A 20,143-nucleotide genomic window follows, 5' to 3' on the forward strand; every position below is an offset into this window, starting at 1 on the left:
AGCACAGGCAGTCATTCATAGAAGAGTAGACATATGAGGTTTGATTACAATTTTAAGCATTATGATTTCCGGCTCGTCCTCTATATGATCGTGCTGAACATCTTCGGCGTGCTCGTCATGCGCTCCGCGGTCGGTGCCGAGAGCTTTCGGGACGTACAGGTCGTGCGTCAGATCCTGGGTTCCTTCGCCGGGCTGGCGATCTGCATCGCCCTGTCGCTCGTGGACTATCGCTGGATCGTGCAGCAGGCGAATCTGATCTACCTGTTCTGCGTCCTGCTCCTCGCGGGTGTTCTGATCTACGGAACCGCCGCCGGACACGATGCGGTCCGCTGGATACAGCTGCCGGTCATCGGACAGGTCCAGCCGGCCGAGTTCGTGAAGATCGGACTCATCGTGTTCTTCGCTGCCTACTTTCAGCGGGCGAAGGACCAGATCAATCTGCCGCACATCGTGCTGATGGCCTTCGTGTGGTTTATGATCCCGATCCTGCTGATCCTTCTGCAGCCGAACCTGAGTACGAGTATCATCATCACGATCATCGTAGCGGCCATGGTCTTTGCGTCGGATATCAGCTTCCGGTGGATCCTCGGTGTGGTCCTCGCCATCGTTCCCTTCGCCCTGATCTTCGTCTATCTGTTCCGGTCGGGCCTCTATGATAAGATCCCGCTGCTGCGTGGCTATCAGGCACAGCGTATCCTGACCTTCCTGAACCCGTCGGAGAACACGCAGACCTTCTACCAGCAGATGTACTCCATGATGGCGATCGGCTCCGGAAAGCTGACGGGCAAGGGGCTCTACAACAGCTCCATTTTTTCCGTGAAAAACGGTAATTTCCTCGCGGAGGAGGATAATGACTTCATTTTTGCAGTCGTGGGAGAGGAGCTCGGCTTCCGTGGATCGCTGATAATTATCATATTATTCTTGTTGATTATCGTAGAATGTCTTATAATAGCAAGGAAGGCTCGAAATCTCAGTGGACGTCTGATCTGTGTCGGTATGATGGCATGGATCGGATTTCAGACCTATACGCACATTGCGGTAACCACGGGAATCTTCCCGAATACCGGCATCACACTTCCTTTTTTCTCGAGAGGCGTAAGTTCACTGGTTTCCGTCTATGCCGGTATGGGCATCGTGTTAAATGTAGCATTGCAGAGAAGCAATCGTGCGTGAATCAACGTTCCTTTTTGAAGGGCGTCATGCTTCTATGTTGTACAATGAAAAAGTAAGGTCAGAGAGGTCTCAATAATGAATGTCGGATTAATCGCACATGATTCAAAGAAGAAGCTGATGCAGAACTTCTGCATCGCCTACCGTGGCATCCTGAGCAAGCATGAGCTCTATGCGACCGGTACCACCGGACTCCTCATCGAGGAGGTCACGAATCTTCGTATACATAAATTCCTTCCGGGAGAGACGGGCGGCGCTCGTCAGCTGGCATCACAGATCGAGCAGGGAAACCTCGATATGGTGATTTTCCTGCGTGACCCGTTACATGTGAAGGCACAGGAGCCGGAGGTCAACTCCATCGTTCGTCTGTGCGACAGCTACAATATCCCGATCGCGACGAACCTCGCGACCGCCGAGCTTCTGATCAAGGCGCTGGAGCGTGGCGATCTCGAGTGGCGAAACATCTGATGTAGACATTGACCATGGCCCGGCTGAAACCGCTGCCTGCAAGCGCAGCGCGTCGGTACGGTTTCACGGTCCGCTCGGTGCGAGATCAGGGCAACAAAGATTACGACAGGAGATAAACAGATACATGCTTAGACAGAATCGAAAGAATCGCGATCGCAGCATGAAACCATCCGGAGGGAGCTTCCAGCGAAGACTCCTTCCGTTTCTTTTATGCTTGCTTTTTATGATACCGCTCGCCGGCTGCGGGCGAAAGAAGCTGGAGCACAGCTATGACATCCGCATGGGACTCACCCGCATGAATGCGGTCAGCGTCAGCGACGTCTCCGGGAAGCACGCAGATGGCTTCTCGAAGGGACTCGCGCTTCCAGATGCGAAGCAGGCGGTCGGGGCAGACGGCCTCACAGCAGAAGCAGCCCTTCTCGTCTCGAACGAGGGCGACGATCCACAGGTGCTCGTCTCGAAGAATCCGTATGTCCGCACCTACCCGGCATCCATCACGAAGGTGATGACGGCCCTCGTGTGCCTCCGGCATGTCGACGACCTGCAGCAGGAGTTCACGGTCACGCAGAACTCGAAAATCACGGTTTCCGGATCCTCCATGGCCTATATCCATCCGGGCGAGACCCTCACCATCGAGGAGCTTCTCTATGGTATGCTGCTGCCGTCCGGAAATGATGCCGCGGTGGCTGTCGCGGAGGCCACGGCCGGCTCCGTTGACGCCTTCGTGGAGATGATGAATGAAACGGCAATGGAGATCGGTGCCACCGGCTGTCACTTCGTAAACGTGAACGGACTGCCGGACGAGAATCACTATATGACGCCGTATGATATCTACCTGACGTTGCATGCAGCCCTCGCGTATGACGCCTTCCGTGAGATCGTCGGAAGCGTGCATTACGATCCGGAGTACAAGGACGCGAACGGCATGCCGAAGAAGCAGGAGTGGACCGTCTCGAACAAGTACATGCTTGGTGAAGTCGAGACACCGGACGGCCTCCGCGTCCTCGGCGGAAAGACCGGCACCACAAAGGCCGCCGGCTACTGCCTCACCCAGGCGACGGAAAAAGAAGCCACCGGCGAGGAGTTCATCAGCACCGTCATGAAGGCGAAAACCCGCGATGATCTCTACGCAAATATGACGATGCTACTGGAGAAGATCCACTGAGCTACACCCCGGAGAGCCGGCACCAGAAGCCATACGAAGTGGTCGTGAAAGATCAAGTCGTAACCCATTAGCGGCACTTGGTAAATATCCATGCGCCTTCAGCGCATGGATGCCCCCGGGCGGCGAGGCCGTTTTGCCACCGTGGTGGCAAAATCAAACGACGATGCCCGCGCCGTAGGCGCTTCTGATGGCATCGTCTCCTTGCCATCTCTCCTTGGAACCCTCTGCAACGCTGAGTTTTCATAAAGAAAACTCAGTGATTGCAGAGGGCCTAGTGCCGCTTATGGGTTTCGACTTAGAGCTTTCCGAGCGCGCAGTACTGTGCTTCTGGTGCCGGCTCTCCGGGGTGTGCGCTCGGATTTTTAGAAGCCATGTTCTGTGATTGCTCCTTGAATTAGACCCCCGAATGAGATATACTAAACCTACAAAAGTTAGGAGGTACTTGACTATGGTACAGTTGATTGTAGGCAAGAGAGGCAAAGGTAAGACCAAGCAGCTTCTTGATAAGGCAAACTCAGTAGTGAAGGAAGCCAACGGCAGCGTGGATTTCCTTGATAAGTCGGCACAGCATATGTATGAGCTCAGTAATAAGATCCGTCTTATTAACGTAAATGAGTTCCCAATCGATTCCGAAGATGCTTTCATCGGCTTCGTAAGCGGTATTATTTCTCAGGATCACGACCTTGAGTACATGTTCCTGGACAGCTTCCTTAAGCTTTCTTCTCTTGAGGGCGCAGATATCACAAACTGCATCAAGCGTTTAGAGGATCTCGGCGATAAGTACAAGGTAACCTTCGTACTGAGCGTATCGATGGATGCCGAGGATCTTCCTGACAGCGTTAAGAAGGATGTAGCGATCGCGCTTTAATCCACAGTTCACAATGGCCGTTAAACAGCAAGTAAAATCTACAGCTAAATACAGAAGACCATTTCAATTCAATGTAGGGATGATAATCTTCGCGATTATCTTTCTCTACATTGTTTTTAGTGTATACTCCTATGTTTCCCGGGACCAGATTCGATATTATGAGGTTCAGAAGGGGAGCATCGTCCGTGACCAGCAGTATACAGGCATCGCCATCCGTCAGGAGCAGGCCGTGAATGCAACCAGCTCCGGCTATGTGCACTACTATATCCAGGATGGCCGGAGAGTGGCTGTCGGCAGTGATGTCTATACCATCGATGAGACCGGTGCACTCCAGTCCTATCTGAAGGAGCATCCGGAGCTTACGACGGAGATGACGAGTGAGCAGATCTCGGATATCCGCTATCGTCTGTCCCAGTTTTCACAGTCCTTTAAAAACAGCAATTTCTCTGCACTGTATAATACGAAGTACGCCCTCGATGCGTCTGCACTCGAGTACTCCAGCGTAGCGAATGCGCAGGACCTCGATGATGTACTGCAGAAGCTCGGTATCAACTATGTGAGGGTGAGTGCAGATCAGGCCGGAGTGGTCTCGTATACCATCGACGGTGATGAGGCGCTGACGGCAGACGCAGTAACTGCGGATCTCTTCACGATGAGTGGCTATAAGCGGAACATCACGAAGCCGGGTGCGCTGATAGAGAGCGGTCAGCCGGTGTATAAGCTGATCACCAGTGAGAAGTGGAGCCTCGTGTTCCAGCTCGATGACGCAGGGAAGGCGAAGTATCAGGATGTGAAGAGTGTAAAGGTTCACTTTACAGAATCGGATCTGACGGTGAACGCGACGCTTCAGGTCTTTACGGGCAAGGATGGAAACAGCTATGGTCAGCTCGATTTTACAGAGCTGATGGAACAGTTCTGTGACGAGCGTTTCATCCAGTTCGATATCGTGACGAATGATCAGAAGGGACTCAAGATTCCAGTGACCGCGGTTACGGAGAAGGATTTCTATATCGTTCCGAAGGCGTTTAAGACGACGGGGCCGGATGGCAGCACCGGCTTCTATCGTGAGGCCGTGGCTCAGGATGGTTCCGGTGCTTCCGTCGAGTTCGTACCGACGGACATCTACCGTATCGATGATCAGTACTGCTACCTCAGCATTCCAGATGACAGTAATACGAGTTCGATCCGAACGAATAACATCCTCGTGCGACCGGAAGCGGCGGCGAGCGGTCAGCTCGACCCGACGATGACCTATCCGGTGGGACCGGTGAAGTCCCTGCAGGGTGTCTACAACATCAACCGTGGCTACTGCATCTTCCGACAGATCGTGCCGATCGAGCAGAACACGGATTACCTCGTCGTCGCCGAGAATACAGATTACGGCATCTCGGTCTATGATCATATCGTACTGAATGCGTCACTCGTGAAGGACGGACAGCTCGTTTACCAGTGATTTAAGACTTTACAAGCCGTGAAAATGGTGTAAAATTTCACTATTCTGTGTTTTCATGTCAGAACACGGAGTTGTATTTATTGACAAGGAACGATAATTGTATAAAATAGACCTTATGAATAGTAGGGAAACTGTGTGTACACGGGGGTTAAGTAAATGAGCTTTATCAGTAATATCATGAAATCCATGCGCGTCGATCAGGATGATGATTACGATCTGGATGACGATTATAATTATGACGACGATTATTATGAAGAGTCACAGCGTGGTGGTAACATCTTCACGAGATCAAAGTCGCAGGATATGGACGACGACGGGGCAGAGGATCGCCCGTTAAAGCCGACACTTTTCTCCAGAAAGTCACAGGCACAGCCGCAGCCGACACATAGAGGTATGGAGGTCACCATGATCAAGCCGACCTCGATGGATGATTCCAGAGAGATCTGTGATTACCTGCTTCAGGGGAAGGCCGTTGTTCTCAATATGGAGGGCCTTCATATGGAGATCGCGCAGCGCATCATCGATTTCACATCCGGTGCAGCGTATTCTCTGGAGGGAAATCTTCAGAAGATCTCGAACTATATTTTCATCGCGACACCGCCAAATGTGGAGTTGTCCGGTGATTTCCAGAATATTCTGGCAGCGAGCGCAGATGTAAACATCGGTGGTCTGAATCTTCGGGTTTAATCGAAACGGATACAGGGCGGAGGGACGCAGGTCCCTCCGTTTTTTACATCTTAGGACAGGTGCCCCGGAGGGCCGGCAACAGAAGCACAGTACTGCGCGCTCGGAAAGCTCTAAGCCGAAGCCCCTAAGCGGCACTAGGCCCTCTGCAACGCTGAGTTTTCTTTATGAAAACTCAGCGTTGCAGAGGGTTCCAAGGAGAGATAACACCAAGTGCCGCTAAGGGGCTCCTGCTTGATCTTTCACGACCGCTCCGTATGGCTTCTGTTGCCGGCCCTCCGGGGCACCTGCCTGAAAGATTACGGATGTAACTGTAAGGTATCTCAGTGAGTAGTTTTCTGAACTGTATTTTATGGGATCTGTATGATAGAATGAGAAGAGTTTTTTGCAGGGGGATCGATCGATGGCGAGAGAATTAGATGTGATGTATCAGGGGGCTTTTTCCTACTCGATTTATATCGAGGAGAGTTTCGCGGGGCTGGCAGCGGCTGTAGAGACGCTGGGGCTTCGTGAGCGGCGTGCGCTGATCGTGACGGATGCGCATGTGGCACCGCTGTATCTCGAGGAGGTGCGCGCGGCGCTTCGTCCGTGCTTCCGTGAGCTTCATGAGCTGGTGCTGGTGCCGGGGGAGGAGCATAAGAATACAGATTCCATCGCGGAGATCTATGCGGCGGCGGTCGAGGCGAGCTTCGACCGAAATGATGTGTTCGTCGCCCTCGGTGGTGGTGTCGTCGGTGATATGACGGGCTTTGCGGCAGCAACGTATATGCGCGGGATCCGTTTCATTCAGATTCCGACGACCCTGCTTTCACAGGTCGACAGCTCGATCGGCGGAAAGACGGGCGTGGATTTCCGTGCCTATAAGAACATGGTCGGTGCCTTCCACATGCCGTCCCTCGTCTATAGCAATGTGGCGACGCTCCGGAGTCTCGATGCGATCCAGTATGCCTCCGGTATGGGGGAGGTCATCAAGCATGCCCTTATCCGGAGCCGTGATTACTTTGACTACCTGAAGGCACATCAGGCGGAGCTTGAGCTTCGGGATATGGCCGTACTGATGGAGACCGTCTACCAGAGTAATCTCATCAAGCGTGCGGTGGTCGAGGTCGATCCGACCGAGAAGGGGGAGCGTCAGCTGCTGAACTTCGGTCATACCTTAGGACATGCGATCGAGAAGTGCTCGAACTTCAGCTACAGCCATGGCCAGTGCGTGGCGTTCGGCTGTCTCGCGGCGATGCAGATTTCCGGGACGATGACGGCGGCGGAGGTCGACAGCATTGAGCGACTGATGGCGACGGTCGGTCTCGAGACCCGCTGCCGGGCGATGAACCAGGAGGAGATCCTCCAGGCGACGCGGAAGGATAAGAAGATGGACCATGGTCATGTGCGCTTCATCCTGCTTCGGCAGCTCGGCGAGGCCTATATCGATCTTGCCGTGTCGGATGCGCAGATGCTCGAGGGGCTTCGGTCCATCATGCAGACAGACTGAGAACAAAACATGGAGTGCGGGCCGGGCGCTGTCGGTGCGCTGATTTATGCCACGGGATGAGAACCGTGCGGCGGCCGTGAAAGGCGGGCGAAGCACTGGAAAACAGGGAGTAAGATGAAAGAGAATTTGAAACGTTGGGGTATTTTTCTGCTGCTTGCGTTGCTGCTGGTCGGTCTCGATCAGTTCACGAAGCAGCTTGCGGTAGAGCATCTCATGGGGGCAGACCGTGTGCCGATCATCCGGAATGTGCTGTACCTTCTGTATATCGAGAACCGCGGGGCAGCGTTCGGCAGCCTGCAGGGGGCACAGATTTTCTTCTATATCATCACCGTGGTGGTGCTGTGCGGCATCGTCTATGTCGTGCACCGCATCCCGCAGGGAGACCGGCATTTTCTGCCGCTGCTGCTCGTATGCGAGCTGATTTTTTCGGGTGCGCTCGGTAATTTCATCGATCGTGTCCGTCAGCAGTATGTCGTCGATTTCATCTATTTCAGCCCGATCGATTTTCCTGTGTTCAATGTCGCCGATATCTACGTTACGGTGGGCTGCGCCCTGATGGTCGTGCTTTTCCTTTTCTACTATAAGGATGAGGAACTTGGCTTCCTGCATCGCAGCAAAGAGGTGTGAGATGAATTTCGTAGAAATCCGTGTACCATCGGCGCTGTGTCCGGTCCGGATCGATCAGTATCTCGCGACGCTGAAGGAGCCGGAAATCTCGCGGAGCTATGCGGCGAAGCTGCTGAAGGAGAAGCGTATCCTTCTGAACGGGAAGCCGGCGAAGGCGAGTACGAAGCTGAAGGCGGGCGATGTGCTGTCACTGGACCTGCCGGCACCGGTGGCCCTCGACGTGGAGCCGGAGAACATCCCGCTCGATATCATCTACGAGGATCAGGATGTGCTGATCGTGAATAAGCCGAAGGGGATGGTCGTGCATCCGGCGGCGGGGCATGCGCAGGGCACGCTCGTGAATGCGGTGATGTATCACTGTGGTTCGGAGCTGAGCTCCATCAACGGGGTGATGCGTCCGGGCATCGTCCACCGCATCGATATGAACACGACGGGACTGCTCGTGGTCTGCAAGAATGATCAGGCTCATAAATCACTCGCGGCGCAGCTGAAGGTCCACTCCATCACCCGCCGTTATGTGGCGATCGTGGTCGGGAACCTCCGGGAGGACGAGGGCACCGTGGATGCACCGCTCGGCCGCTCGAAGAAGGACCGGAAGAAGCAAGCCATCGATGAGCTGAACGGCCGCCCGGCTGTGACGCACTATCACGTACTCGAGCGCTTCGGCGGGGCCTACACCCTCGTACAGTGCACGCTCGAGACGGGGCGTACGCATCAGATCCGTGTGCACATGGCCTCCATCGGTCATCCGCTGCTCGGGGACGAGATCTATGGGCCGAAGAAGTGCCCGTTTGATCTTCAGGGCCAATGTCTCCATGCGCAGGTGCTGGGCTTCGTTCATCCGCGAACCGGGGAGTACGTCGAGTTCAGCTCGCCGTATCCGGCGTATTTCGAGGAGCTTCTGACGAAGCTTCGGAATAAATATAACAGTTAAGGCAGGGGACCCTTCGCTGAAATTCAAGAAAAATTAAAATTTTCGGGCGCTGAGCTGTGCTATGATGAAGCCTATGAAAATTAAAGATTCCCATTTACATATGAATAAAAAGCAGACGGCAGCCACAGCAGTTTTACTGGCTGCCGGTCTTGTTGTGTCCATCGCGGCGCAGCACTACGGCGCTGCACCGGCAGAGACGGCGGCTGCAGAAACAGAGGCCGAGACTGTCGTCGAGGAGGAAACATTGGCCACCCTCAGCGAGCTGCCGAAGGCGAACGGCCTCAATTTCGGTGGGCTGCGTTCCTCCCTCGCGAACCTCATGGACAGCGAGAGCGCGTCGCAGTTCCAGCCGGCGCCGGATAAGCTGAACCTCGCGTACTTCTACCGCGACGGCGCGGATACCAGCGATACCATCCACAGCTACGCCGGTGAGGTGTACCAGAAGCTGATGACGGCGGATAACGAGTACCTGGCGAAGATCTACGATGAGGCGGGCGTTTCGCCACTCAATCTCGCGAAGCGCCTCGGCGTGAGCTCAAGCCGCGTCATGGGTAAGTATAACCCGAACGCCGGCGGGCAGGATCCGAATGATGCCTCGACCTGGTACATCCCGAACTTTAAAAATGTCAATGTCTCCTTCTACAACGCAGATGGCGAGCAGGTGAACGAGTACTCGAACGTCAAGGACATCATGGCGATGGCGTCCGTGTACTGCTACGCACACAACTACCTCGACGTCGATACCTTCGAGAAGTACTGTGAGGAGCTGTACAGCAAGTCCAGAAGCTACACGATCAGCATCGGCAAGGTCTACTACGACAGCGGCTGTATCAACCGGACGGCGAAGGAAGAGGCGGATGATGCGAAGAAGGTCGAGGAGGCACTGGCTGCGCTGAAGCTGCAGCTTCAGGCGGCGACGAACCGGAGCGAGGGACTCCTCACGCAGGACGCACTGTCCGCGGGCAGCGCGGCGATTTCCGCTGAGAACCAGCAGGTACTGAATCTGACGGGTGACAGCACCACGACGACGGCGGAGATGAAGAACTATGAAACCCAGACCGACGCCGAGGGCAATGCCGGCGGCAAGGGGATCATCTTTCACTCGGATGGCAGCGGCAGCGGAAGCGCAGGCAGCCAGAGTGCAGTGACGAGTGTGCCGGAGAGTGCGGCGGCCTCGACGGAAGCCCAGACGCAGGCAGTCGCACAGACGGCAGCACCGGCACAGACTGCTGCACCGACCCAGTCCCAGACCCAGGCGGCAGCCGCACAGACGCAGGCCGCGTCCGGCAACAGTGGCATGCTGGTGCTCGGGGCGATGAAGCCGGTGAAGAAGATGTCGACGCGCAGCACACAGGGCGCTACGACCGGTCGCTCCGGTTTACTCTCCGGACTGAAATCACTTCGGGAGCTGGGTAACCTCGACACTTCGGATACCGATGGAACGGCGGGCACGATGGCGCAGGCCGCGCAGGAGACGCTAGCATCACTGGATGGCGTTCACTATGGTGCGCCGGGCAGCTATGGTACGGCGAGGGAGTATGCGGAGGCGCAGAAAAACGCGCGTGCAGCAGCTTCCCTGACCAGCAGCATGCTGGTCTTCGGAGACAGTGATACTGCAGCCGCGAGTGCGGTGCCGGAGACAGCAGCGGTTTCGACCGAAGCGAGTGAGACGCAGGCTGCCGTTTCTCAGACGACGCCGACGAGTACCGAGGATACGACGTACGAGACGGACGAGAACGGACAGAAAAAGAAGCGCTATGCGGGTTACGAAGCCGGTAAGGGCATCGATGAGGTGAATAAGCAGGCGACAACCGCAGCGGGCGCGAACAGCAGTGTGGGTGGTGACGTTCAGTCGACGACTGCATTGGCCGACAGCGCGCAGACCGTGATTGGTACCTTCACGGGGGAGCAGCTCAAGAACATGGACGAGAATACGCTTCGCCAGCTCGTGCAGCAGAGCCTCGCAGCCGAAGAGGAGAAGCAGAGCGCGAACACGGAGACCGATGTCAAGAGCAAGAACTACTGTCCGGGGCATGTGGACCTCTATGTGAAGGTGACGATCTACGGCTTCGAGGATGCGAAGGGCCTCCGCACGGTGGCGCTCTCGGCGGATGATCAGGACGAAAACGAGGCGACGAAGAGCCTCGATGCAGCGCTCGCGCGGAATGGCTGGAATGGATGGACCGAGGAGCAGATGGGCTATGTGCAGAAGCTGATTTCGCAGGACTGGTTCAAGACCTATGGTCTCTCGATCTCGACCATCAATCCGAAGCAGCCGCTGACAGAGGAGGAGATCTCGAAGTACCTGTCCTCGCTGCCGGACGATATTTCAGAGGCGCGGAAGGCGGTTATCAAATTTGCGCTTTCATCGGTCGGCAAGATCCCGTATTACTGGGGCGGAAAGGCGAGTGCGGCGAGCTATGAGAAGAACGGCTTCGGTCGTGTCATCGAGGCGGACTATAAGGGACGTGTGCTGCGGGGGCTCGACTGCTCCGGCTGGGTACAGTGGGTCTACTGGTCGGCGATCGGGAAACGGTTGAATGGTGCGAGCAGTACGGCGACGCTCATCGGTGAGGGACAGAAGATCCGGCGATCGGAGCTGCAGCCGGGCGATATCATCGTTCGTGTCGGCGCGGACTCGCATGTCGTGATGTTCCTGCAGTGGGCCGGCAACGGAAACATGATCGTTATCCATGAGAACTCCGGCGCGAATAACGTGTCGGTGAGTGAGGTGACGGCGAACTATCCGTACTATCGGAAACTGATCGAATAAGGCCCGGAGGTCGTAACCGTTCAGATGATGGGGCCCTCCGGGTCCCCTCCCTGTCGTCTTAACTGTTACGGAGGGTCGAATCCTGTGAAATAAATTTTGCAAAACTTATTGACAAATCGAGTATGGAAGAGTAATTTATATGAGTATGCCGCGTGGCGAGGTAGAAGTGTGTGAAAACACCACCGAAGCCAGCGAGTAATGATAAAAAGGAGGACCCTCGTAATGTATGCAGTAATCCTTACAGGTGGAAAGCAGTACAAGGTAAGCGAAGGCGATATCATTAGAGTTGAGAAGCTTGATGTAAAGGAAGGCGACAAGGTTACTTTCGATCAGGTGCTTGTTCTTAATGATGGCGCTATGAAGATCGGTACACCGGTCGTTGATGGTGCTAAGGTATCTGCCACTGTAACTAAGAATGGCAAGGCCAAGAAGGTAATCGTTTACAAGTACAAGAGAAAGTCTGGATACCATAAGAAGAATGGTCACAGACAGCTCTTTACAGAAGTAAAGATCGATTCTATCGGCTAATCAGTTTGTTTTTTGGAGGATAATCATGGCTCATCATAAAGGTATGGGCTCTACCAAGAATGGTAGAGATTCGGAGTCCAAGAGACTTGGACAGAAGAGAGCAGATGGTCAGTTCGTAAAGGCTGGCAATGTTCTTTACAAGCAGAACGGAACTAGAATTCACCCGGGTCTTAATGTAGGTCTCGGCAATGACTACACTCTTTTTGCAAAGGTTGATGGCGTCGTTAAGTTCGGCCGCCTCGGCAGAGACAAGAAGCAGGTTTCCGTTATGCCAGTGGATGCTGAGTAATTTACTGAGCGCTTCTACAAGAATCAAACCCTGTACTGAATCTTCAGTACAGGGTTTTTGCTACATTATTGTGTATACCGGACGAAGCCGAACATGGTGGGCACTGCGTAAAGATGTTTTGCCATAGGCAAAACTCTGAATACGTTCGCCACTATGGCATCACGATGGGCCCGCCCTAAGGGCACCCTCGTGATAAATCTTAGTTCAAAGTACAGAACCTGCTTTATGGTTCGTGTCTGTCATAGCAGCAAGCTGTATGCCAGAACACGGACCATAAAGCAGAACCTGTTCTTTGAATGCGCAAGCTAGTGCCCGCCATGCTTCGGCTTCTGTTTTGTGAATACATAGTATATAATGTATCTGTTATATTAATGGCTCTCCGGTTGTTAGCGACGGCTTCTGTAGCTGGCGCTAGGATACAGTCGGGAAAGGAGAAAGATTCTATGTTTGCAGATATTGCAAAGGTTTTCATCAAGAGTGGTAAGGGCGGAAATGGTCATGTGTCGTTCCGTCGTGAGCTGTACGTGCCGGCGGGTGGTCCGGATGGTGGTGATGGCGGTAAGGGCGGTGATATCATCGTCGAGGTGGATAAGGGTCTGAATACGCTCGAGGATTTCCGTAATCGTCAGAAGTATATCGCGACGCCGGGTGAAGAAGGCGGCGGAAAGCGTATGCATGGTAAGAATGGTCAGGATCTGGTGATCCGTGTTCCGGAGGGAACGATCATTCGTGATTTCGAGACGAAGAAGATCATCGCGGATATGTCCGGCGAGAACCAGCGTATGGTTCTGCTGAAGGGCGGTAAGGGCGGTCTTGGTAATATGCATTTCGCGACACCGGCCATGCAGGCACCGAAGTTCGCGCAGCCGGGTCAGGATTCCCGTGAGCTCTGGGTACAGATGGAGCTTCGTGTGATCGCGGATGTCGGTCTCGTCGGTCTTCCGAACGTGGGTAAGTCGACGATTCTTTCGATGTGCAGTAATGCGCGTCCGGAGATCGCGAACTATCACTTCACGACGCTGACGCCGCATCTCGGTGTGGTCGGCCTGAAGGGCGACCGCAGCTTCGTCATGGCGGACATTCCGGGTCTCATCGAGGGTGCCTCGGAGGGGGTCGGCCTCGGTCACGAGTTCCTGCGTCATATCGAGCGTTGTAAGGTGCTGATCCACGTGGTCGATGCTTCCGGCTCAGAGGGCAGAGATCCGGTCGAGGATATTCGGACGATCAATGATGAGATCGCGAAGTATGATCCGCGGATTCTTCAGAAGCCGATGATCATCGCATGCAATAAGACGGATCTCATCATCGATGAGCAGGGGACGGACTGTGCACTCACGCGCATCAAGGAGATCTACGAGCCACAGGGTGTGAAGGTCTTTGCAATTTCTGCAGCGACGAATACCGGTCTTCGTGATCTGCTCGAGGCCGCCTGGACCTATGTCGAGGCAGCGGGTGCGGAGAAGACGGAGGTCTATGAGAGCGAGGTCGATCTCGAGACGCTCGGTCATAAGGAGCAGCTCGCGATCGAGTTCAAGAAGCTGAATGCGGATACCTACTCCGTCGAGGGTCCGAAGATCGAGAAGATGCTCGGCTATACGAACCTGCAGGCAGAGAAGGGCTTCGAGTTCTTCCAGCAGTTCCTGGTGGATCAGGGCATCATCCGGAAGCTGAAGAAGATGGGCATCCAGGAGGGCGATACCATCAAGATCTATGGTCATACCTTCGAGTTCTATGATACCGATGCGTATGAGGAGGGCGACCTCCAGTCGGCCATCGATCTGGCCTTCCCGAAGCGACATGCGGAGAAGGGTGACGAGGTCGAGGACGAAGGTATTGGCTACGACGAGGGTAACGAGAACGACTACGCAGAGGCCCTCGAGCTCAGCGACGAGGATGACACAGAGAACTAAGCGGGAACAGAGATGTACGGTTTCACCGGACGCAGCGGTCGAGGAGTCTGATCCGGGGCATGGGAAGGTGAAATCGTTGAACACAGGAGAATAAAATGAAGAAATATATCAGAGACAGTAAGATGCGTTCCCAGCTGAAGGGCGCAGCTATGACCATCGAGCCGGTGCTTTCCATCGGTAAGAACAGCCTGACACCGGAGTTTATCGATGCGGTTCGTGAGAACATCGTGAAGAACGAGCTCATCAAGATCAATATTCTGAAGAACTGCGATGATGATGCGAACGAGATCGCCTATACACTTGCGGGACGTACACAGTCCGAGGTGGTACAGGTGATCGGTCGGAAGATCGTGCTGTATAAGCCGAATCCGGATTTCAAGAAGCGGAAGTACGAGACCTCGAAGGCAGAGCTCGAGAAGCAGACGAAGGGTACGAAGCGTCCTGGTCACAAGCAGGAGATCGCGGATGCGAAGAATGCAGCGAGATCTGGCGGTTTCAGTCTTCGTTTCGTCGAGGAAGACGACGAGGAGTTCGATAACGAGTTTGACGGCGAGTGATCGCTGTGAGGATGCATCCACGGATGTGGGTACGTACGACGGGACAGGCTGCACAGATGGTTTATGCTGTGCAGCTGGATTTCAGTCCGGGTGCGGATAGAAAGTGAGGCAGCCGATGGAGAAGGAGCACAGGAAACGCGTGGGGATCATGGGCGGGACCTTCGACCCGATCCATAAGGCGCATATCGCGCTTGCGGAGTGTGCGAAGGCTCAGCTCTCGCTCGATGAGGTCTGGTTTATGCCGGCCGGGGATCCGTACCTGAAGCACAGCCGGAAGGTAAGTCCGGCCGCCGATCGTGCGGCGATGACGGCGCTCGCCATCGAGGGTCATCCGGGCTTCCGCCTGTCACGGCTCGAGATGGAACGGAGCGGTGAAACCTACACGTCAGAGACATTGACCATACTGCATGCGCGGTATCCGGACGTACACTTCTACTTCATCGTCGGCTCGGACTCCCTCTACCAGCTCGAGCGCTGGCATGCGCCGGAGACGATCCTGCGTCTTGCAACGCTGGTGGCGGCGGAGCGGGAGTATGCGGACCGGCCGCGGAGCTTCGGGGCGCAGGTGCGTTATCTCGAGGAGTGCTATGGCGCGGATGTCGCGGTGCTTCCGTTCGAGGAGATGGATATCTCGAGTACGGAGATCCGTGCGCGGGCGGCGCGCGGCGAGGACATCACCGCGCTCGTGCCGGCGGCCGTCGCTACGTACATCGAGGCGCATCAGCTGTATCGCTGAAGTTCAGTGCAGAGCGCTGCCCGGAGGGGCCGGCAATGGAGGCACAGTACTCCGAGACCGGTTCCTCCGGGGCAGCTGAAAGAACATTTACGAAAAGGAGCACTATGGGAAATCATATAGCTACGGGGAACGGAAAGACCGATCTGGAGAACATCCTGGAGATCCGTGCGAAGCTGCAGACGATGCTGAAGCCGGCGCGCTATGAGCATTCGCTGAGTGTGAGCTTCACCTGTATCTGCCTCGCGATGCGCTATGGCGTGGATCTACGTCAGGCGGAGCTTGCGGGGCTCGTGCATGACTGTGCGAAGCAGTTTTCGAACGAGGAGCTCCTGAAGGCGTGCGCGCAGGACGGCGTGGCGCTGACGGAGGATATGCTGCGGGCACCGCAGGTGATTCACAGCGTCTACGGCGCCACGTACGCCCGTACCTGCTTCGGGATCGAGGACCCGGAGATTCTGTCTGCCATTTACTTCCACACGCTGGGAAAGCCGGACATGAGCCTTCTGGAGGCCATCGTGTTTACGGCGGACTACATCGAGGCGCGGCGGGATAAGGCGGCACGGCTCCCGGAGATCCGGCAGCTCGCATTTACCGACCTCGAGCGAGCGGTCTATGAGATCAATCACGATACGATCCACTACCTCGAGGCATCCGGCGGCTACATCTGTAAGGATTCGTACGATACCTATCAGTACTACCGCACACGGATGCAGGAGAGAGGCCTGACGGTCTCGGATTGATGTGCTGACAGCCTGAGGCTTCCTACAGTGGCGGGCCTTCGCAAGCCGGAGCGGTACACGAGCAGCCGCCGGCATTAAACAGACATAGAAAACCTTAGAAAAAGGAGAACGAAATGAGTAATTCAAAGGATATGGTAAAGGTAGTCTACGCTGCACTCGAGGAGAAGCAGGGCAAGGACATCTCCATCATGGACATCGGCGGCGTGTCGGTCATCGCGGATTATTTCGTGATCGCGACCGCGGACAATATCCGTCAGGTGGATGCACTCTGCGACGAGGTCGAGGATAAGATGGCACAGCACGGCTACGAGCTTCGCCGCCGTGAGGGTGTGACCAACAGCGGCTGGATCCTCCTCGACTACAACGATATCATCGTGCACATCTTCGATAAGGAGCAGCGTCTCTTCTACGACCTCGAGCGCATCTGGTCGGATGGAAAGAAGATTGTATCGGTGGACGAGCTGTGACTATGCCTACAGGAATCATCATCAATGTACTATCGGTTGCGATCGGAGGACTCGTCGGCACGCTGGTCGGCCATAAGCTGAGCCTCGATTTCAAGGAAAATCTGAATATGATCTTCGGCGTCTGTGCCATGACGATGGGCATCAGCAGCATCGTGCTCATGGAAAATATGCCGGCGGTCATCTTCTCCGTGGTGGTCGGCACGGCGATCGGTCTCGCGATTCATTTCGGTGTGCTCATCGCGAAGGGATGCGCCGTGATGGAGGGCGTGGTTTCGAAGGTCCTGCCGAAAAAGGAGTCCGCGATCAGTGAGGAGGAGTTCCGTGCAACACTGATCACGATCATCGTGCTGTTCTGTGCGAGCGGCACCGGCATCTATGGGTCGATCGTGGCCGGCATGACCGGCGATCAGACGATCCTCATCGCGAAGTCCATCCTCGATATCTTTACGGCGATGATCTTCGCCTGTCTCCTCGGTCCGGTCGTGTCCTTCATCGCGCTTCCGCAGTTCGTTATTTTCATGCTGCTGTACGCACTCGCTGGCGTGATCTATCCGCTGACGACTCCGGCGATGATCAGTGACTTCAAGGCCTGCGGTGGCATCCTGCTCCTCGCGACCGGCTTCCGCATGATCAAGGTTAAGATGTTCCCGACCGCGGATATGATTCCGGCGATGGTCCTCGTGATGCCGATCAGCTGGTTCTGGGTCAATGTCATCATGCCGATTCTCTGATGGCATTTCTGAGTACAGATGTTTATGTTTGTCTTGCAATGAACGCCTGTTCGTGGTATTATGGAAATAACATAAAATGAAAAGGAGTATACCATGGGCAGACATAAGAAGCAGCCAGATCCGAATCATATGACGCCGAAGCAGCAGGCCGTGTTTGACTATATCAAGCAGTGCGTGCTGGAGCGGAACTACCCGCCATCCGTGCGTGATATCTGCGCGGCCGTCGGACTCAAGTCTACATCCAGTGTATTTACGTATATTAACGACCTCGAGACGATGGGCCTCATCAAGAAGGACCCGGCGCATCCTCGTGCGCTGATGATCACGGAGAAGGAGTTCCGTCAGGATACGATGCGTGATTCCTTCGCGGAGCGTGCCGCGAGTGCGACGGTGACATCCTCCGAGCGGGAGATCGCAGAGATTCCGCTGGTCGGTACGGTAGCTGCCGGTCTACCGCTGCTTGCGGAGGAGAACATCACGGATTACTATCCGATGCCGGTCGATATGCTGCCGAACAAGAAGGTCTTCATGCTCACCGTGAAGGGTGATTCCATGATCAACTGTGGTATCCTCAGCGGTGACCGTGTGATCGTGGAGCAGCAGAACACCTGTGAGAACGGTGAGATCATCGTGGCGCTGGTCGACGACAGTGCGACCGTGAAGCGCTTCTATAAGGAAAAGGACCACATCCGTCTCCAGCCGGAAAACGACAGCATGGATCCGATCATCGTTCCGGACTGCCAGATCCTCGGAAAGGTCATCGGTCTCGTGCGACTCGGCATGAAGTGAATATGAATTTTAAAGTGGCAGACTCCATCACGGAGCCTGCCACTTTTTGTTGCCGCGCGCTTGCGATGGGGTCTGACCCCATTAAATTTTTCTAAACAGAATCTAAACGGAAGTTAATGGGGTCTGACCCTATTAAATTTTTATAAACTCACTCGTCATCCGAGCGCAGATGGACCTTGTTGCGGGCACTGCGTCGACGCTCATCCTCGAGGGCGGCGTAGTGCTTTTTCGTGGTGTTGACATCGTTGTGGCCGAGTACATCCGCCACGAGGTAGATATCGCCGGTTTCCTTATAGAGGTTCGTGCCATAGGTGGAGCGCAGCTTATGAGGGGTGATATGCTTCGTCGGTGTGACGGTTTTTGCATATTTCTTCACCATGTACTGGACGGAGCGGACACTCATGCGCTGCATACGGAGGGAGAGGAAGAGGGCGTCCTCATGGCCTGGCGCCGTGGCCTGGTGCTTCCGCCACTCGACATACGGGCGGAGTGCATTCTCGACCTCGTCACCGAAATAGACCGTAACTTCCTTGCCGCCCTTACGATGGATGTGAATGCCGTCGTTGTTGAAGTCGACGTCGTTCATATTGAGGCCCACGCACTCCGATACACGGATGCCGGTACCGAGCATGAGCGTCATCATAGCTTCATCCCGAAGCTCCGTCTTATCGTGGAAGACCTGCTGCTGGGGGGTCAGCTTTTCGCCGTTCTCGACTTCGTCAAGAAGGTCCGCTACCTCATTTGCATCGAGACGGATGATGTCTTTTTCCTTTAATTTCGGCATCTGCAGGAGATCCGCCGGATTCGTCTTGATCAGCCGGTCTCTGTATAAATACCGGTAAAAGGTTCGGATCGACGCGACCTTGCGCTTGATCGAGGTTCTCGAGTTGATGACTTCCTTTTCGATTTTATTGCCATGTTTATCTTCAGAAACATCTGTTCTGTATTTGATATACTCGAGATAATCCTCGAGATCCGTGACGCTAAGCTTATCAAGGTCCTCCAGCTGGAAATCACGCGGAGAGTAGTCCTTATAGAGCGGGTTTTCATGGATAAGAAACTGGAAGAATATCTTCAGATCACGGGCATAGGCGATGCGGGTACGTGAGCTCGTCGTCGTTTCGATGCCGCGGAAATACATCGTGCAGAAATATGGAAGCTCATCGAGCAGTTCACGAAGCTTTTTTGTATTGTCACGGTCGATCTGTTCATAGTATTTTAAAGCCATAAGAAACACCTTCTGTATCATTCATAAGTGCGTGCATGTCTGCATCTGCAGATCGCGTTCATGCATCGCGCGAAGAAATAAATATCCACCGAATATATTGTAAATGCTTGACTACAGACATGATAAATAGAATATATATATTTATATATTCAGGGGCAGCGGGCCGGAATACGGGCATCCGTGAAGCAGAGCACCCGGACACTTCGCAATCCGAATTATTGCGCATAACCATAGTTTAACGCAATATTGTGCTAAAATCAAACGTTATTCACGGAATCACCATAAATTTGCTCGACACATGCCGTTTAATCACCACTCTTGAGTTTACAAGGGCTGACTTATACTTCAACTTTAGATTCTGTTTATAAAAATTTAATGGGGTCAGACCCCATTACGAAATTCTTAAGATAAATGAGTGGTCTCTCGATGTTGCTGATTTCATGAGCTGTCACGGAGCTGCTCTCATGAGCTGTCGCTGAACTGCTCAACTTTGCGTCATGAATGTCGTATGGGTTATCGCCGCCGGAGATCACCTTC

Annotated in this window: 19 protein-coding genes and 1 pseudogene; 19 read left to right on the forward strand and 1 reads right to left on the reverse strand. The window is 54.5% G+C overall.

The window, feature by feature from the left end; translation table 11 throughout:
- Nucleotides 1-33: 33 nt before the first annotated feature.
- From ACTNC3_RS07685 to lexA, 19 genes and pseudogenes are all read left to right on the forward strand, one after another.
- Nucleotides 34-1,173 (forward strand): FtsW/RodA/SpoVE family cell cycle protein, encoded by a 1,140-nt coding sequence (locus ACTNC3_RS07685; protein ID WP_410043603.1) that lies wholly within the window; start codon nt 34-36, stop codon nt 1,171-1,173.
- Between the two features lie 75 nt (nt 1,174-1,248).
- Complete coding sequence (locus ACTNC3_RS07690; RefSeq protein WP_410043602.1) at nt 1,249-1,638, forward strand: methylglyoxal synthase; 390 nt, start codon at nt 1,249-1,251, stop codon at nt 1,636-1,638.
- Nucleotides 1,639-1,762: 124 nt separating this feature from the next.
- Nucleotides 1,763-2,803, forward strand: coding sequence for a D-alanyl-D-alanine carboxypeptidase family protein (locus ACTNC3_RS07695; protein WP_441227023.1), 1,041 nt, complete (start codon nt 1,763-1,765; stop codon nt 2,801-2,803).
- 448 nt (nt 2,804-3,251) lie between these two features.
- Nucleotides 3,252-3,671: a twitching motility protein PilT gene (locus tag ACTNC3_RS07700; RefSeq protein WP_441227024.1), complete on the forward strand. Its 420-nt coding sequence runs from the start codon at nt 3,252-3,254 to the stop codon at nt 3,669-3,671.
- 13 nt (nt 3,672-3,684) lie between these two features.
- Nucleotides 3,685-5,124: an HlyD family efflux transporter periplasmic adaptor subunit gene (locus tag ACTNC3_RS07705; protein WP_441227025.1), complete on the forward strand. Its 1,440-nt coding sequence runs from the start codon at nt 3,685-3,687 to the stop codon at nt 5,122-5,124.
- 156 nt (nt 5,125-5,280) lie between these two features.
- Entirely contained in the window at nt 5,281-5,811 is a 531-nt protein-coding gene (locus ACTNC3_RS07710; RefSeq protein WP_441227026.1) for a cell division protein SepF, read from the forward strand.
- A 400-nt stretch (nt 5,812-6,211) separates the two neighbouring features.
- A complete protein-coding gene (aroB, locus tag ACTNC3_RS07715) occupies nt 6,212-7,297 on the forward strand; it encodes a 3-dehydroquinate synthase (RefSeq protein ID WP_441227027.1) in 1,086 nt (361 codons plus the stop codon).
- A 114-nt stretch (nt 7,298-7,411) separates the two neighbouring features.
- Nucleotides 7,412-7,924, forward strand: a complete 513-nt coding sequence (gene lspA / locus ACTNC3_RS07720; RefSeq protein ID WP_441227028.1) for a signal peptidase II — start codon at nt 7,412-7,414, stop codon at nt 7,922-7,924.
- A gap of 1 nt (nt 7,925) precedes the next feature.
- Nucleotides 7,926-8,858 (forward strand): RluA family pseudouridine synthase, encoded by a 933-nt coding sequence (locus ACTNC3_RS07725; RefSeq protein WP_441227029.1) that lies wholly within the window; start codon nt 7,926-7,928, stop codon nt 8,856-8,858.
- Between the two features lie 100 nt (nt 8,859-8,958).
- On the forward strand, nt 8,959-11,631 hold the full coding sequence (locus tag ACTNC3_RS07730; RefSeq protein WP_441227030.1) for a C40 family peptidase: 2,673 nt from the start codon (nt 8,959-8,961) through the stop codon (nt 11,629-11,631).
- 222 nt (nt 11,632-11,853) lie between these two features.
- Nucleotides 11,854-12,159 carry a 50S ribosomal protein L21 gene (rplU, locus tag ACTNC3_RS07735; protein WP_031553068.1) on the forward strand — a complete coding sequence of 102 codons (306 nt, stop codon included), beginning with the start codon at nt 11,854-11,856 and terminating at the stop codon, nt 12,157-12,159.
- 25 nt (nt 12,160-12,184) lie between these two features.
- Nucleotides 12,185-12,448, forward strand: a complete 264-nt coding sequence (gene rpmA / locus ACTNC3_RS07740; protein ID WP_410043594.1) for a 50S ribosomal protein L27 — start codon at nt 12,185-12,187, stop codon at nt 12,446-12,448.
- 443 nt (nt 12,449-12,891) lie between these two features.
- Nucleotides 12,892-14,358: a GTPase ObgE gene (gene obgE / locus ACTNC3_RS07745; RefSeq protein ID WP_441227031.1), complete on the forward strand. Its 1,467-nt coding sequence runs from the start codon at nt 12,892-12,894 to the stop codon at nt 14,356-14,358.
- A gap of 95 nt (nt 14,359-14,453) precedes the next feature.
- A pseudogene (locus ACTNC3_RS07750) lies at nt 14,454-14,747 on the forward strand (YhbY family RNA-binding protein); the annotation flags it as partial.
- A gap of 283 nt (nt 14,748-15,030) precedes the next feature.
- Entirely contained in the window at nt 15,031-15,651 is a 621-nt protein-coding gene (gene nadD, locus ACTNC3_RS07755; RefSeq protein WP_441227032.1) for a nicotinate-nucleotide adenylyltransferase, read from the forward strand.
- Nucleotides 15,652-15,755: 104 nt separating this feature from the next.
- Nucleotides 15,756-16,391 carry a bis(5'-nucleosyl)-tetraphosphatase (symmetrical) YqeK gene (gene yqeK / locus ACTNC3_RS07760; RefSeq protein WP_441227033.1) on the forward strand — a complete coding sequence of 212 codons (636 nt, stop codon included), beginning with the start codon at nt 15,756-15,758 and terminating at the stop codon, nt 16,389-16,391.
- Nucleotides 16,392-16,504: 113 nt separating this feature from the next.
- On the forward strand, nt 16,505-16,858 hold the full coding sequence (gene rsfS, locus ACTNC3_RS07765) for a ribosome silencing factor (RefSeq protein WP_441227034.1): 354 nt from the start codon (nt 16,505-16,507) through the stop codon (nt 16,856-16,858).
- 2 nt (nt 16,859-16,860) lie between these two features.
- Nucleotides 16,861-17,589, forward strand: coding sequence for a DUF554 domain-containing protein (locus ACTNC3_RS07770; RefSeq protein ID WP_441227035.1), 729 nt, complete (start codon nt 16,861-16,863; stop codon nt 17,587-17,589).
- Nucleotides 17,590-17,682: 93 nt separating this feature from the next.
- The gene (gene lexA / locus ACTNC3_RS07775) at nt 17,683-18,378 is read left to right on the forward strand and encodes a transcriptional repressor LexA (RefSeq protein WP_410043588.1); all 696 of its coding nucleotides are present in this window, start codon (nt 17,683-17,685) and stop codon (nt 18,376-18,378) included.
- 148 nt (nt 18,379-18,526) lie between these two features.
- Here the strand turns inward: lexA and ACTNC3_RS07780 are convergent, their stop codons facing one another.
- Nucleotides 18,527-19,606: a tyrosine-type recombinase/integrase gene (locus ACTNC3_RS07780; RefSeq protein WP_441227036.1), complete on the reverse strand. Its 1,080-nt coding sequence runs from the start codon at nt 19,604-19,606 to the stop codon at nt 18,527-18,529.
- Nucleotides 19,607-20,143: the final 537 nt, after the last annotated feature.

Origin of the sequence: Oribacterium sp. HCP3S3_B9 (assembly GCF_052064255.1) — a bacterium.
Taxonomy (GTDB): Bacteria; Bacillota; Clostridia; order Lachnospirales; family Lachnospiraceae; genus Oribacterium.

Excerpts from the sequence above, each read along its gene's own strand:
- obgE (WP_441227031.1), top strand. The coding sequence starts at position 12,892 with ATGTTTGCAGATATTGCAAAGGTTTTCATCAAGAGTGGTAAGGGCGGA.
- rplU (WP_031553068.1), top strand. The coding sequence starts at position 11,854 with ATGTATGCAGTAATCCTTACAGGTGGAAAGCAGTACAAGGTAAGCGAA.
- rsfS (WP_441227034.1), top strand. The coding sequence starts at position 16,505 with ATGAGTAATTCAAAGGATATGGTAAAGGTAGTCTACGCTGCACTCGAG.
- lexA (WP_410043588.1), top strand. The coding sequence starts at position 17,683 with ATGGGCAGACATAAGAAGCAGCCAGATCCGAATCATATGACGCCGAAG.
- ACTNC3_RS07690 (WP_410043602.1), top strand. The coding sequence starts at position 1,249 with ATGAATGTCGGATTAATCGCACATGATTCAAAGAAGAAGCTGATGCAG.
- ACTNC3_RS07725 (WP_441227029.1), top strand. The coding sequence starts at position 7,926 with ATGAATTTCGTAGAAATCCGTGTACCATCGGCGCTGTGTCCGGTCCGG.
- aroB (WP_441227027.1), top strand. The coding sequence starts at position 6,212 with ATGGCGAGAGAATTAGATGTGATGTATCAGGGGGCTTTTTCCTACTCG.
- ACTNC3_RS07685 (WP_410043603.1), top strand. The coding sequence starts at position 34 with ATGAGGTTTGATTACAATTTTAAGCATTATGATTTCCGGCTCGTCCTC.
- ACTNC3_RS07730 (WP_441227030.1), top strand. The coding sequence starts at position 8,959 with ATGAATAAAAAGCAGACGGCAGCCACAGCAGTTTTACTGGCTGCCGGT.
- ACTNC3_RS07770 (WP_441227035.1), top strand. The coding sequence starts at position 16,861 with ATGCCTACAGGAATCATCATCAATGTACTATCGGTTGCGATCGGAGGA.
- lspA (WP_441227028.1), top strand. The coding sequence starts at position 7,412 with ATGAAAGAGAATTTGAAACGTTGGGGTATTTTTCTGCTGCTTGCGTTG.
- rpmA (WP_410043594.1), top strand. The coding sequence starts at position 12,185 with ATGGCTCATCATAAAGGTATGGGCTCTACCAAGAATGGTAGAGATTCG.
- ACTNC3_RS07780 (WP_441227036.1), bottom strand. The coding sequence starts at position 19,606 with ATGGCTTTAAAATACTATGAACAGATCGACCGTGACAATACAAAAAAG.
- ACTNC3_RS07695 (WP_441227023.1), top strand. The coding sequence starts at position 1,763 with ATGCTTAGACAGAATCGAAAGAATCGCGATCGCAGCATGAAACCATCC.
- ACTNC3_RS07710 (WP_441227026.1), top strand. The coding sequence starts at position 5,281 with ATGAGCTTTATCAGTAATATCATGAAATCCATGCGCGTCGATCAGGAT.
- yqeK (WP_441227033.1), top strand. The coding sequence starts at position 15,756 with ATGGGAAATCATATAGCTACGGGGAACGGAAAGACCGATCTGGAGAAC.
- ACTNC3_RS07705 (WP_441227025.1), top strand. The coding sequence starts at position 3,685 with ATGGCCGTTAAACAGCAAGTAAAATCTACAGCTAAATACAGAAGACCA.
- nadD (WP_441227032.1), top strand. The coding sequence starts at position 15,031 with ATGGAGAAGGAGCACAGGAAACGCGTGGGGATCATGGGCGGGACCTTC.
- ACTNC3_RS07700 (WP_441227024.1), top strand. The coding sequence starts at position 3,252 with ATGGTACAGTTGATTGTAGGCAAGAGAGGCAAAGGTAAGACCAAGCAG.